Genomic DNA, 14559 nt, shown 5'->3' with positions numbered 1-14559 from the left:
AAAATTATCACTTTAATTAAATGTGTCAGAAAAAGGTTCAGTAAACTTATCGAGTCTTATTCATGATTTTGTTTTTTGCTGAAATTTATCATAAAAATTTTCCTAGCCACATAATGGTATAAACATAATTGAACACAACATAATTAACAAACTGAGATAAAACATTGATTAGAAAAACAAAATATAATTATCCATGTCTTTCAGGAGCATAATAATATGCTAATGGAATATGTGTTAGTACAGGTATAATGGATTTTAGAATTAAATATCCGTACGGTCCGACTGTATCTGGAAATGGATTTTGTAAAAAAATCTATAAAAAGAACAGTGAAACTTGTACCGCCTATCACCACCATTCGTAAAAATATATCTTTTATAAAACCAAAGAATTTTTTTATACCAGTTTCTCTTATTTTTAAAAACTAATTTTTGTTTCTTCTCTCAACGTCTAATGCTTGAAACAATTCTATCAATTCTTTTTTCACAAGTTTTCCTTTTTTAATTTTCAATTGTACAATATAGGCCTGTTTCCCATCAACAATATCTTCACTATTTTTATCAAATTCTTCTATTCTACAATGCCTTGTTTTTAATCCCTTTCTTACTTGTTTAGACACATTAGGATGAAATCAAACATAACATTTGAAATTATTAATTAATTTCATCTGGTGTAAATACACCTATTCCTCCAATACCAACATCCATATCTTGTAATTCTTTAAACTCTTTACGCAATTTATCTAAATTATAATTTGGTCCTTTAAATTCAATAATGAGATCTATTGTACCATTTGGTTTATCTGCATGATGAATTTTAGATATCTCCATATTCAAATCATCCATTCGTTTAACAATCATTCGTTGTGATGCTAAACAGAATTTTTCTTTAATGCTCAGCATTTCTTTAACACGATCATCAGTATAATATACTACTATGCGTCCCTTTACTAATTCGTTTAATTCTGTGCTCATCATAGATCATTATTTATACGCATACTGCGATAAATGTGTATTGAAATAGTGTTCTGAATTATAATGTTTCTCAGTTTTTGGGATTTCATAAAAGATCCATATTTGATATATATGCCTAAGAGTTTACAGAGCCGAGAGAAAACCTACAAAATCTTGGCATGTTTCATCCCAAATCAAGTTTATTATGAGGCATCATCAGGATAAGGTATAATAGAATACACAGTCCAGTGATTCCCCAAATCTCGATATGAAATTTTTAATGATGGACTTTTCATTATAAAAAAACGATATTCATCATTTTCCCCACAAGGTCTAAAATCAACTAGTGAGTGTTCAAATGCTTTATTCCAAATGAATTGCTTGATTTTGGCACTTAGAGTGGGATCCAGTTTATCCAGTACAGGTGTAACCTTATCTAAATCAAAATAGAGATTAAATCTACGTCCTAAATTATATGTGTCGTCACTCATTATTAATTTCCCATTTAAAGATCAGATGGATCTTTGGCACTTACAAGATGTAATTTACCTGATCTCAAACAATCTATATACTCATTTTTACGTTCCTCGTCTTTCTCACTCCAAATAGGAAGTTCAGATTTTGGAATCAATTCTATAGACATGATTTTTAACATATGACATATTAATATAAACATTTTGAAAAGGTGGTTCTGTCAAGTTAGAGGGTGCTTACATATTAGATAAATGTTGTTAAATTAACTGGCAATCACATTGGTCAAAACTGAACAACCAATGTGATTGCCTATTGGTAGTAAATAGAACTATATAATTGTTTCTTTTAACGGTTCTGTAACATTATCAGGTGTTTTAACTATTTCTTCTCTATGATTCTATGAATAACACCCAAAGATGTTACAGAATCTTCAGTCATACTAATTAATATCTAGATGGAGTAATATTACCAAATGTCACAGGTTTGGAATTGATCATTTTTTACCGAGTCTATGATTTGTCCAATTTAATAAATTAAACACCTCGACGTATAATCGATAAACATGACGATTTTTTTCAAATTGTACTAGTAATAAATCCCAAAAAGAGCGAGCGTGTATTTCAGAGAAACGATGATTCCTCACAAATATGGTGGTTCCAGAAAAGTTTTTCAATATATTAAGATGAGTGGGATTAAACACAACATCTGACTTGGTCCCAGTGCCCATAACAATAACATCAGTATCATATTTAGTTGCATTTGCAAGTAGTGCACGCGCCTTGTCACGTCTAGGTGTTATACTTTCAAAATGTGCTCGCATATTATAATCGAACATTGATTCATTAATTCTACCCAGAATAGCGTGTTCCACCTCGGGTTTCTCTTCGGTGATTCGTACAATGCGTACACTGCTATCATTTTTTTTCTCTAGATGAGAGGATATACGCATGCCCAGAGAGAAATGTCAATCCTTGTCATAAACTAGCATTATGTTTTTCAAGGCAAGTTTTTTAGCTACGCGTATACCTAAAACATCACATGTGGATAAGGATAGTAATTTTTGATTATCTTTTAAAAATGCAAAATCGACTAGTAAAATATTGATTGCTTGTTCCTCAGCAGTTGCAAGTACAGCTTCGGTAATATCATGAGACAGGCGAATGATGTATCTATTTCGAATTGAGCCATTTATTGTACGTTTAAATGAATTAAAAGATGTGGTTGCAGATTCACCTAAACCATGTGCCAAAGTTAGAGGTATTTGATCAGGTACACGTCTAACATTGAGAAATGACACTTCACTGTCTTGAGCAGGTGCAATTGCCTTTGCAATCTCAAAGAACTGTTTTGCAGTCTTTTCATTATATAATATCATGATTCTATAACTCTGTCTCTCAGATGGGCCTTGTGTGAATATTGTGGGAGAATAATGCTCTAGTTCCTTTTTTGACGTATAGAATTTATAAATTAAAAAACCAATAATTATCCAAAATACAGCAATTATCCAACTTTGTGGATATGTGAATAGTAGATAAATTGCAAGACCTGCTGCAAGCAACATACCGGTGATTGGAAATAAGGGAAAGAAGGGAGTCTTGAACCCATAGTCTAGTTTCTTTGAATACATTCTACGAATTACAATGGATGCCAAATTTACTTGGGTAAATAAAAATAAAAACATAACACTTGCAGTTAACGCAATAGCAGTCAGATCCAGTGTTGCTACCATGAGTATCATCATAACACCGGAGATCAGTATAGAGATGAACGGTGTGTTGTGTTTGGGGTGAATTTTGCCAAAGATTGATGGAAGATTGTACTGTTTTCCCATTGCAAAAGAGACACGACTAGACGCAAAGGTTGTCGCGTTTAATGCAGCAAGTGTAGAGATCATACCACCACCTAGTACAACCAACATACCATATGGCATAATGTGACGTGCAGCTTCGGCAATTCCAAGTTCTCCAAAATCACCTATAAATTTCCACGACGGCACACCAATTTTGGCAGGATCAAGCGCACTAATGAAAAGCAGCGAGAAGAGAACATATAGTGTAATTACTATGGCCAGAGAAAGTATTATGGCTCGCGGTATGTTTTTCTTGGGATTTTTTATCTCATCTCCTGCCTGAGAGATGATTCCATAGCCCTCAAATGCAATAAATGTAAGACCCATTGCAATCACTAATCCAAGCACGCCACTTGGAGCAAATTCTATAAAATTGTCCGTCCAGTTTGGATTTACAGTGATTGCATATCCTGCCGCTATCATTAATACTATGATGATTCCAATTTGTGCAAAGGTGATTAAATTACCAACCTTTCCGGTACTAGAGGCTCCTTTGAAATTAATATATGTAAATCCAACTATGGCGATTATTCCAAATATCTTCTCCAGTGGAAAATCATCTCCCACCACTTCTAATACTTTTAATAGATAACCAAGAAAAGAGCCAAACGCAATTGCATATAGGCTGCCAGCTGATTGTATGACCGAACCATGCCATCCAACCACTAAGAAAAGAGTTGGGTCGTGGAAGTCCTTACGAACCCATACATACCCTCCTCCAGTTGCAGGAAAGACAGAACTGGCCTCGGCGTATGTGAGGGCGGTAAACAGTGTGATTATTCCGTTTAGTAAAAACGCCACAATTAAGATTGGGCCTGCAGCTGATATTCCAGGTCCAATTAATACAAATATTGCACCTCCAATCATAGAGGCCACACCAATCATTACAGCGTCTCGTAACGATAGACTACGTACTAATCCTGTAGTATTTTCACTCAATTCTCAAACCTAATTGTTCAATGATCAAACTAGTCATTTATTCTATTCACATCAATCTATAACTAGAGGCAATTTTAACAATCTCAGAATTCGAAGAGGCTTTAGAGTAATCCTTGAGAAGAGATTCATTTAGATCATAAAATGTATGTCCCCAATTAAATTTATTTAATAGTTTTTCACCCATATCCCAATATCCAAGTAGAAACAATGATGCAGATATGGCCTCGACGGTACTGAGTTTGCCTATTTTAGAGTAATTCACAGGATTGCCAGCAAGCAGTGGAGGAAGTTTACGTACAATTCCTGAAAAATTTGTTAGGAATTCATCTTGTGCCCTAGCCCACGAACAATCAATTCCAGTAATGGAGCGAATCTGTGTCTTGTCATGATTTAATAAATAATTATCAATAAATGGATGTAAAACTAGAGAGGATGCAGAAATATGTGTGATTTTTTTGGCAAGTTTTAATTTTTCAAGTTTCAGAGCTGTACATTTTTTCGGATCATCTTGATTTTTTAGTATTAAAAATATCTTCATAGATATTTACTCTACAGAATACAAAATTGTATAATAAAAGCGTGTAGGATGTTCAGAATCAATTGTAACATTCCACATTGATTTACTCAGAGGATTTCCTAATGAATCTAGTATGCTAAATTGTTCCAATATTGAATCTGGACCATTATATCTGACATTATAATCTATCCCATCAATTTGAATTATCGTATACAAAGTATCTACTCCTCTCGTAGTATCACTAATTTTACATTCAGATGTCTGACCAATTATACACATACCACTATTATGTTCAACACGAAGATTGACATCAGAGTTGGCATCACGGATTGGCGTGAATAATGAGCCACGAACTACGAGTGGTGTTGCAATTTTAGAATCTAAAAGTATATTTTCAATTTTAAGAGGTATAGAATCGTCAGTAATACGATCGGATTTTACAAGTTTGAGATAGGACACATCTTTGGGATCACTAGTTGTAGGGGTAATCGGTGTAGTAAAAAATACAGTAGAGTATTTAGCGTTTGACTTTTGTACATTTATTTGATATGTTGTGTATATGGTATCATTAGGTATAGTAAAGGTAAATGTGGTAGAGTCAGATTCTATATCAGATATAGTACTTGAATTTATCAAAGTACACGACATCACATCACAATTACTACTAGTAACTGAAGCGTATATGCTAACATCTACAGGACTCAGTTTGATATCTTGTGGTGCACTAAGAGTGACAGAGACAATATCATTTGGATTATAGTATAAGCGATCAGTAGACACGGATATAGGAATGGAGAATTTATCATAAATTACAAATTCATGTTTTACTGTATAATCTGAAAAAATTGCAGATACAATATAACTTCCAGATTCTGAGAAGAATGGGTTTAGTAGGAATGAGCTTGTGAATGCTCCGTTCTGCTCCATAATGACATTTGAGGTATCTAATGTGGCAAATGCAGAGGTTTGAATCTTAATTGTCACAGGATCATTTAAAGAGAATTCAGGATTCATAAAGGCTGCAGCAGGAATTTTCCCACTTATAACTATAGGTTCATTTAAGGTATAAAATAATTTGTCAGAGGATATTTCAAAATAGTTTAAATCAATAGAGTCATTTTCAGGATTTTTTGACACTTTGAAGAAATCTGTAGCAGTAACTTTTTCAGTATCTACATCTATTCTATAAATTCCAAATAGATTTTCTTGATTCTTGTTCAGAGGNNCATATGTAGGAACTGTCCATTCCCAGAAAAATGTAAAATCATCTGCAAATGTATTAAATTTTAATTGTGTTGCATCAGGCATTGTAAGGGTGATAAAAATTGGTATGCCCTGAGACACCCCGGGAACAAAACCTTCAATACTCATGGTATCAGTATTATTAATTATTTTTTTATTAAAATTCAAATCAATACCTCCCAGTGTATAATTATCAGATTTGATCTCAAATGTTGTAGACGTGGTAAATCCAGAAAGAGATGTTGATGCTACTAGTATGTACTTGCCTGGCTGAAATATATTTGGGTATAGTGTATCGGAGAATGAAAATCTACCTGCAGCATCTGGCAAGGAGACATGAGAGTAATCAATTGTATATTCTGAACCTGTGGTGGAGTGTTTAATATTACTAGACTGTCGTGGTGCTACACCATCTCGATAAATACCTACGGTAATGAGATCAGCAGGTTCTGATACTAGTGTGTCTAGTTGACCGGATACAGAAATATCATCACCTACACTATATGCCAATTTATCAGTATTAATCACAAGAGAAGAATTCATCATAGTTATATCATCTAAATCCTTAACCACAGAGAACAGTTTATCGGAGAACAGAGAGTCACCGTAAACGGTGATATAATATGTTCCAAGATGAATAGGATCATCTGGAATATCAAATGAATATGTAAATGATCCGTACCCGTCAAGACGTACAACATCAGAGGTTTCAAACAATAATCCAGATATATCACGTATTGTACTTTGTGTGGTTACCTGAGAGATCATAATATCCAATGCAGGAATCCAAAATCCATTTAGTTTACCAGTTAGTGTAATTGTTTCACCAAGTAGATATCCAGCATCTGCAGATATGCTTAGCTTTGATAAATCTAAATCTTCATCATATATTGTAATTGAAGAAGATGAAAAACCATCCCCATATTTTACCTGTATCGTATAAGAGCCAGATGTAATTAATGCATTTAATTGAATATTTGTAATTGCTGTATTGGTGTCATCTGGATAAATATTACCTTGACGAGTAATCACATCTTGTGAATTAATAATCTCATACTGAATACTGGTATACGGAATTATTTCACTAGTATTAACTGTTAATTGGATTACATCAGTAAGAGTGTAAATGGCCTTGTCTGTTGTGATAGTCAACGCAGGTGTAGCATCTACACTATGCACCGATAAGAACACGACACTAAATATTACAATCAGTATAGCTAATTTCATATAATATTACCATATTAAAACAGATACATTTTGGTATAATCTATTAAAATTGAGTATATTGTTAAACGATGTTAGATTTGTCACATTCTTTACATTTATCGTCAATTAACGTCTCACCGCACACTAAACACTTGCCACGTGTCTTCTCCAAGAGGTAACTTTTACTTTTCCCCACGTAGACCTTGATTCCAAAATATATGACAATTGCAATAATAGCTGCATAAATTGGATGCATGACTTGAATTAATCCAAGCATAAATAGAAACACACCTGCAATTAGAATGATATCACGACGTACAAATTCCATATTGTTAGATTAAATTTACAACTAAAAAATCTATAGTGTCATCCAGATTCAATTTCGGTCACATCAGGACATATAGACTAATTTATCACAATTATACATTTGTCGATACGTCTGATTATGATTCATATGAATTTTTCTCAATATTGTAAAAATTTTCTTGATTTTTTATTACTTTAATAAATGATAAATTTTGTTCAGATGTATGATTAATGTTATAATATTTCCAATTATTTATTTCATACACAAATTTTAAAAACACTACAACTATATCATTAATCATATAGTTTTCAACTTTATTTTGTAAATCTATATTTATTAATAAATAATAAATTTAAAATAATACCAATAATTATTCATTCAAAAAATATCTACACATCAAAGAGATTAATGTGTCATGACCACATTAAACAAGATCAAAAAATGGGACTGGCAGGATTTGAACCTGCGACCCCTGGTACCCAAAACCAGAATCATACCAATCTAGACTACAATCCCAATAATTCAAATACAAATTCACTTAATTTGAGTGTGATTGTATTTACAAACAAAATAATAAACAAGATTATCAACGACAAATTATCACATGATTTTATAAGGATTAATTAACTACTCGTAGGATTATTTCATAATGGAGAAGGAAGATTATATCAAAGCAGGAAGAATCGCCTCAGAGACACGAGAGTATGCTAGAGGGAAAGATTGGGCAGGCACAACTGTTTTAGAGATTTGTGAGGAGATTGAATCCATGATACAGTCAAAAGGTGCAAAATGTGCATTTCCAGTAAATACAAGTATTAATGAAATTGCCGCACACTATACAGCAGAACCTAACGATACAATTGTAATTCAAGAATCAGATGTGTTGAAGATTGATTTGGGTGCACAAATAAATGGAAATATTGCAGATACTGCCGTTACTGTATCCGGTGATGCAGAATCTAAAATTCTCATACAGACAGCAGAGATAGCCCTGAGTAATGCAATGTCAATGATTAAAAATGGAACAAAATCCTCAGATGTTGGAAAATTAATTGAAAAAACGATAAAGGATCGAGGATTCAAACCAATAATTAATCTAAGTGGTCATTCTCTAGACACATACACAATTCATGCAGGCAAATCCGTACCCAATGTATGGTCGTTGGGATCATTCTCTTTTTCAAGTGATACTGCGTATGCATGTGAGCCATTTGTTACAGCAAAAAAAGGGTTCGGATTGGTACGAAACACAAAAATAAAAAACATATTTGCAATAAAGTCTAGAAAGAAAACAAAAGATGAAGAAGCAAATAAAATGTTAGATTTCATTTGGGAAAAATTCAATATGCTGCCATTTGCACAAAGATGGCTAAATGACTGGGATGTAAAAGAGAGTAGTAAATTACTAGAATTTTTAACAAAGAAAAAGATGATAAATGCGTATCCGGTACTAACTGAATCATCAGGTCAAAAGGTCGCACAAGCAGAACATACGTTCATTCCACAAGAAAAGGACATACTAATCACTACAAAATGACTTTACCAAATATTCTTAGAATAATTACTTGACCAGTATCACAAGCATCACATTTTGATATAGATTTGAATATGTAATCGTCAGATTGGAAGAGACGTTTGTGCATCTTACTGCACGACATACATTGTTGTATGGTGTACGGTTTTACTGGTTTGGTTTTATTTCTCATTGGGCAACTCCCGAAGTATTTCCAACACCTACAATTAGCACACTATCACCATTTGACGTATCCTCAGATATCATCTCAAATATTTCAGCTTGTACATAATCTACTTGATTTGAAATCTTCTCAGACATTAGTATCATAGCATCACGAATAGATTGCTTCACTACAATAACTCGAATTGGAATGCTATGCTCAGTTGAGATCTCTTCTATTTGGAATCGTTCTGTGCCAATACCACCCATTGCAACACCAAAACCTTGTGCAATTTGAGCAGGCTCTTCACCTTCTAATTTCAAAGCTGCATCAACAGTGATGATTAAATCAATCTTATTCTTTGTAACTATATTAGATATCGCATCACCGAGTTGGCCAACAGTAGAGTGTGGGCCACGGGCTTTGAGTAGATATAGGTGCCTGTCCTGAACGTCTTTTGTAGCCAAAACAGTATTTTCTGCGACAAGTCTGTGATGAGTGCCAAACATTAATTGTCCTACAACAAGTGGACCAATTCCATCTCCAATGGGTTGACCATCTCGGAAGGCAGGAACAGATTGTCTTAACGCTTTTGTTTCCTGTAAGATAAATGGTAACATCATTTGTAGTGGTAAAATCAATGGGAAGTTTTTTTGTTTTTTTGCAGTAAGATATAGATGATTCACTATTTTATAATATAGATGTAAAGTGGTTACAATTTCAAACAATGTTTGTAATCTACTCTGTTCAACTTCAGATATATTGGGTGCAAGCGTTTGTATCTGTTTTTTCATATAATCATCTCTAGATTTAACAAGATAACGAACTTTGGATACAATACCGGACGGATCCATATCTACAGGCATTACTAGAAAATTCTCCATTATACGATTCATTTTATTTGATAAATCATCAAGTTTAAGATTAGTGGAATAGGCTAAAATGTCATTACGAGAATCCTGTGAATAAATTTTTAATAATTTAATTCCTTTTCGAATATATCTAGATGTCACATATCACTGTATTTGCTGACCGTAAAAGACAAATATGAAAATAGGTAAAATCCATATGAGTGTCAAAATATATCCAAGTTCATCGTCGGGGACAAGAAAATTGCTAGGGTTAAAATCAGTAATGTTCATCAACATGAATCCCAAAGTTTGTAAATTTAATCATTCGTAATTAGAGCCACAGGGATAAATCAAATTATACCATAGTATGTATGATTTGCCTATATGAGAATTTAGTGAAAAGCGTGAAAAAAATATAAAAAATAGTCATAATTATAATTTAAAGTGAATTATTGAGTGAAAATCATTAAAAATATAAATACAATACCCGCATAACTAAAACATGCCAGTAAATAGTAAAAATGACTGACATGCGTGACCTTGTAAACAAAAATAGACTCAACATGGCTTGAGACAGAGGGGCAATCCTTCTCATAGTTTACACATAATGGGTCACGCCTAATTTTATCAAACTATTTGATTGGAGAGCCCAGTGGGACAAAAGGTATAGAGTCATCAGATATGGTTAACCAATAGGGTCTATCATTTACATCAGCTGCAAGTAACATAGCAGTAGACGTTACACCACCAATTGTTTTCGGTTCAAGATTTGTCACAACAATGACAGTACGATTAATCATATCTTCAGGTGAAAGAAATTCAGCGCCTCCAATAATTACAGTGCGCTCCTCGTCTCCAATATCAACAATACCTTTGAAAATTTTACTTTTTCCAACAATTGGTTCTGTACTGGTTATTTTTCCAACGCATAGATCTAATTTGGTAAAATCATCATACGTTGCCATAATTAGACCACATATCTATATTAAAAATACTTTGCTATATGGTCAATACAGAGAAAAATATACAACTCAGAGTCATCAGAGTTATAACTCAAATTATTAATTGCCAATATCTACAATTAAGTATATGAAATTATTCAATATGATTGATGAAAAATATAGGGCTTCTTGGATGTGGCACAATAGGTACACAGATTGCACTGAGTATTGATTCGGGAAAAATCAACGCAAAACTAACACATGTGTATGATCAAGATAAAAAACAGGCAGAAAAACTTGTAGAAAAACTTCAAGTGAAACCACAGATCGTGAATAATTCACATCTACTCTCTTCAAACTCTACAGATATTATTGTAGAGGCAGCATCACAGACAGCAGTAAAAGATGTGGCATTGAGTATATTGCAGAATAGAAAAGAACTTGTAATCATGAGTGTCGGTGCACTGCTTGATGAATCTATTCGTGAGGTATTGTTTGATGCGTGTAGGGAATTTGAGAGAAAAATTTATTTGCCAAGTGGAGTGATAGCGGGAATTGATGCATTAAAATCTTTGAAAAATGAACTCGATTCAGTCACACTCATAACGACAAAACATCCAGATTCGTTAAGAGGTGCAAAATTTTTTGAAACTTCAGACATAAAGATTGATGGTATAACAGATAGTGTTGTAATTTTTAATGGTAATGCAAAAAAAGCTGTAGAATTATTTCCTGCAAATGTAAATGTAGCAGCACTGCTAAGTCTAGCTGGAATTGGCAGTACAAAAACAATGGTGCAGATTGTTGCAGATCCAAACGCATCTACAAATACGCACAAAGTTTTAGCTAGTGGGAGATTCGGTAGTATACAAATTGAGTTGAAGAATATACCAGATCCAAATAATCCAAAAACCAGCAAGCTTGCATCATTATCAGCCATACAACTTCTTGATGAAATTTGTTCAAACAAGATAAAAATTGGTACATAAATTGGCAAAAAATGCCACCATTAATCATATCAGGCATAAAAATGCCAGATGGATACTCTTTAAATGCCTAGAAAAATATCAATGAGTGATTTGGATCTAAAAAAAGAGATTCAGAAATTAAAACAAGAGACCGATACGGTCATACTTGCACACAATTATCAAATTCCACAAGTTCAAGATGTAGCAGACTTTGTGGGAGATTCTCTGAATTTATCAAGGCAGGCAGTGAGAGTAAAAGAGGAGAACATTTTATTTTGTGGAGTACACTTTATGGCAGAGACAGCAGCAATAATCAGTCCAGAGAAGAACGTATTCATTCCAGATTTAGAGGCAGGGTGTTCACTATCAGATTCAATTACCATACAACAATTAAGAGAATGGAAGGATAGTCACCCAGGGGCAATCACGGTAGGATATGTAAATACGACAGCAGAGATTAAATCAGAATTAGACTATTGTTGTACATCATCTAATGCCATTCATGTTGTAAATGCAATTCCAAAAGAGAAGGAGATTTTATTCTTGCCAGATATGTTTCTTGGAGCATATGTAGCAAAGATGACAAATAGAGATAACATGAAAATTTGGGCAGGCGAGTGTCATGTACATGCAGGGATCACACCAGATGTGGTAAGGGAAAAGTTGGCACAATTGAGTAATCCAGAATTTATAATACATCCAGAGTGTAGTTGTACAACACCAATTCTATACGATACAGTAGCAAATGGGTATGGTCAGCAGACAATTAATATTTTATCAACAGAGGGCATGGTTAAACACGTACGAGAATCAACTGCACAGAATTTTTTAATTGCCACAGAAACAGGTATTTTACACAGAATGCGACAAGAGAATCCAAAAAAGACGTTTGCAGCTGCATCAGATGAGGCAGAGTGTAAATACATGAAGATGATCACACTGGAGAAAGTGTATGATTCCATATTAAGAGGGCAGTATCAAGTTACCATACCCAAAGATATTGCAGATAAGGCAAGACTATCTATTCAGCGTATGCTAGAATTGGGATAAATCACATCTCAAGGGAATAGTCAATACTGTGAGCAGAATTTGTAATTACTCCGGAGGATATAAAATCCACACCAGTCTTTGAATATGCAGATATATTTTTTAAAGTTATTCCACCGGACGCCTCTAGTGTGATGTTTTTGCGTAGTTTGTATTTCTTCAATAATGTGATCGTGTGTCGAATCTGTTTTGGCGTAAAATTATCTAGTAGAATAAATCTTGCACCAAGTTTTGCAGCACGAATTGTATCCAAACTAGAATCTACTTCAATTTCAAATTTAGGATCCTTACGCTTTGCTTTTAAAATTAAACTCTCCATAGAATCTGCTGAGAGATGATTATCTTTGATTAATATTCTATCAGATAAAGACATACGATGTCTAAATCCTCCACCAATTTGTACTGCTTCCTTGTCAAAAAATCTCATGCCAGGCATGGTCTTTCTAGTTGCAAGTATTTTTACACGGCCATTAACTTTACATTTCATTTGTTGTGTTGCAGTTGCAACCCCACTCATTCTAGACATCAGATTCAACGCCGTTCTCTCAACTGAGAGTATGGAACGCAGAGGACCATGAACATAGAATATCAGACTGCCTGCTCGTATGCGTTGTCCATCACGATGAATAATTTCAACTGTGCAACCATTCATGACAAACAACTCTTTGGAAAATATTACCCCTGCTACAACGCCCGATTCCCTAGATACTATCTTGGCACGGATTACAGAGTTTGTTAGTAATTTTGATGTGATATCACCGGTACCTAAATCTTCACGAAGAAATCCAGAAAGCATTTTTTTAATTTTAGGATTCAACTAGGTTACCTTGATGGCAAATTTTCCTTTTGTTGCTATACCCAAAGTCTTTGCAATAACAGAATCTTCAGGTTTAGCAATCAACACAACTCCATTCCAATCACGTGTAAGATCAGATGACTTGCAGAGGGGACAGAGTTTACCGGTTGTAATGCATTTGCACTTTCTGCATGCCATTTCACGTACCAACTATTTATCCTCACTTTTTTTAGATGCAGCTTTAAGTTCTTCTGCAATCCAATCGTCAGCTCCAAGGAATGGCTGTCTACATGTTATTCCAATCTTCCCCATACTTGCAGTATTTCCCAAGGATACAGCAGTAATTCTTGTACGAAGTAGAGATCCCACCCTTAGTGTTCGACCACTTTGGTTTGCAAGTACTACTCCAGCTTTAACATCACTTTTTAGATAATCATCCATAATTTGTGACAAGTGTAGTAGAGCGTCTGTTGGACCAATTCGAACAAAGGCACCAAAATCTGTAATGTCAACAATTTCACCTCGAATTATTTCTTGTAATTTTGGATAAAATGTCAAGGCCGTAAATTCCACCTTGTGAAATGTACCACCATTACCAGTTATCATCTTACCCATTTTATCGACCTTGGTATCTAAAATCATAATAATATAGCCCAATTCAGGATTTATCATACTCTCATACTTGTCTTTGAGAATATTCAGGGCAGCAGCCTTGAGGGTAGTTCCAAATAGCTTTGGAGGTATGCTAACTACATCGACTAGTGTAGAGATTGAAAACAAACAATTTCATCAAAA

At 34.0% G+C, this 14559-nt stretch carries 17 protein-coding genes and 1 tRNA gene; 3 read left to right on the top strand and 15 right to left on the bottom strand.

Features of this window, described 5'->3' with window-relative positions:
• Positions 1–422: 422 nt before the first annotated feature.
• From R1F52_06670 to R1F52_06630, 9 genes are all read right to left on the bottom strand, one after another.
• Positions 423–617 (bottom strand): hypothetical protein, encoded by a 195-nt coding sequence (locus tag R1F52_06670; GenBank protein WOV92788.1) that lies wholly within the window; start codon positions 615–617, stop codon positions 423–425.
• Between the two features lie 34 nt (positions 618–651).
• Positions 652–975: a hypothetical protein gene (locus R1F52_06665; GenBank protein ID WOV92787.1), complete on the bottom strand. Its 324-nt coding sequence runs from the start codon at positions 973–975 to the stop codon at positions 652–654.
• A gap of 179 nt (positions 976–1154) precedes the next feature.
• Positions 1155–1442 carry a hypothetical protein gene (locus R1F52_06660; protein WOV92786.1) on the bottom strand — a complete coding sequence of 96 codons (288 nt, stop codon included), beginning with the start codon at positions 1440–1442 and terminating at the stop codon, positions 1155–1157.
• Between the two features lie 14 nt (positions 1443–1456).
• Complete coding sequence (locus R1F52_06655; GenBank protein ID WOV92785.1) at positions 1457–1594, bottom strand: hypothetical protein; 138 nt, start codon at positions 1592–1594, stop codon at positions 1457–1459.
• 324 nt (positions 1595–1918) lie between these two features.
• Positions 1919–2374, bottom strand: a complete 456-nt coding sequence (locus tag R1F52_06650) for a hypothetical protein (protein WOV92784.1) — start codon at positions 2372–2374, stop codon at positions 1919–1921.
• A gap of 15 nt (positions 2375–2389) precedes the next feature.
• Positions 2390–4213: an amino acid permease gene (locus R1F52_06645; GenBank protein ID WOV92783.1), complete on the bottom strand. Its 1824-nt coding sequence runs from the start codon at positions 4211–4213 to the stop codon at positions 2390–2392.
• A 46-nt stretch (positions 4214–4259) separates the two neighbouring features.
• Positions 4260–4751 carry a DUF367 family protein gene (locus R1F52_06640; protein WOV92782.1) on the bottom strand — a complete coding sequence of 164 codons (492 nt, stop codon included), beginning with the start codon at positions 4749–4751 and terminating at the stop codon, positions 4260–4262.
• Between the two features lie 2509 nt (positions 4752–7260).
• Positions 7261–7506, bottom strand: a complete 246-nt coding sequence (locus R1F52_06635) for a hypothetical protein (protein WOV92781.1) — start codon at positions 7504–7506, stop codon at positions 7261–7263.
• 421 nt (positions 7507–7927) lie between these two features.
• Positions 7928–8001, bottom strand: a tRNA-Pro gene (locus R1F52_06630).
• 133 nt (positions 8002–8134) lie between these two features.
• On the opposite strand from R1F52_06630, the gene map reads away from it, so the two are divergent.
• A complete protein-coding gene (gene map, locus R1F52_06625) occupies positions 8135–9022 on the top strand; it encodes a type II methionyl aminopeptidase (GenBank protein WOV92780.1) in 888 nt (295 codons plus the stop codon).
• On the opposite strand, the gene R1F52_06620 is transcribed toward map, so the two are convergent.
• From R1F52_06620 to R1F52_06610, 3 genes are all read right to left on the bottom strand, one after another.
• Positions 9012–9191, bottom strand: a complete 180-nt coding sequence (locus tag R1F52_06620; GenBank protein ID WOV92779.1) for a hypothetical protein — start codon at positions 9189–9191, stop codon at positions 9012–9014. The genes map and R1F52_06620 overlap by 11 nt on opposite strands.
• Positions 9188–10174, bottom strand: coding sequence for a DUF1512 domain-containing protein (locus R1F52_06615; GenBank protein WOV92778.1), 987 nt, complete (start codon positions 10172–10174; stop codon positions 9188–9190). Before R1F52_06615 ends, R1F52_06620 begins: the two co-directional genes overlap by 4 nt.
• Before the next feature lie 470 nt (positions 10175–10644).
• Positions 10645–10977, bottom strand: coding sequence for a tRNA-binding protein (locus tag R1F52_06610; protein WOV92777.1), 333 nt, complete (start codon positions 10975–10977; stop codon positions 10645–10647).
• 146 nt (positions 10978–11123) lie between these two features.
• On the opposite strand from R1F52_06610, the gene R1F52_06605 reads away from it, so the two are divergent.
• Together R1F52_06605 and nadA are read left to right on the top strand one after the other, a co-directional pair.
• A complete protein-coding gene (locus tag R1F52_06605; GenBank protein ID WOV92776.1) occupies positions 11124–11942 on the top strand; it encodes an aspartate dehydrogenase in 819 nt (272 codons plus the stop codon).
• 63 nt (positions 11943–12005) lie between these two features.
• Positions 12006–12971 (top strand): quinolinate synthase NadA, encoded by a 966-nt coding sequence (gene nadA / locus R1F52_06600; protein WOV92775.1) that lies wholly within the window; start codon positions 12006–12008, stop codon positions 12969–12971.
• A gap of 1 nt (position 12972) precedes the next feature.
• Here nadA and nadC read toward each other — a convergent pair whose 3' ends face one another.
• From nadC to R1F52_06585, 3 genes are read right to left on the bottom strand one after another with little or no spacing between them, the layout of a single operon-like run.
• The gene (gene nadC, locus R1F52_06595) at positions 12973–13785 is read right to left on the bottom strand and encodes a carboxylating nicotinate-nucleotide diphosphorylase (protein WOV92774.1); all 813 of its coding nucleotides are present in this window, start codon (positions 13783–13785) and stop codon (positions 12973–12975) included.
• A complete protein-coding gene (spt4, locus tag R1F52_06590; protein WOV92773.1) occupies positions 13786–13974 on the bottom strand; it encodes a transcription elongation factor subunit Spt4 in 189 nt (62 codons plus the stop codon).
• A complete protein-coding gene (locus tag R1F52_06585; GenBank protein WOV92772.1) occupies positions 13975–14544 on the bottom strand; it encodes a DNA-directed RNA polymerase in 570 nt (189 codons plus the stop codon).
• Positions 14545–14559: the final 15 nt, after the last annotated feature.

This window comes from Nitrosopumilaceae archaeon AB1(1) (assembly GCA_033471095.1).
Classification (GTDB): domain Archaea; phylum Thermoproteota; class Nitrososphaeria; order Nitrososphaerales; family Nitrosopumilaceae; genus Nitrosoabyssus; species Nitrosoabyssus spongiisocia.
This window is presented reverse-complemented; position numbering and strand designations above follow the sequence as displayed.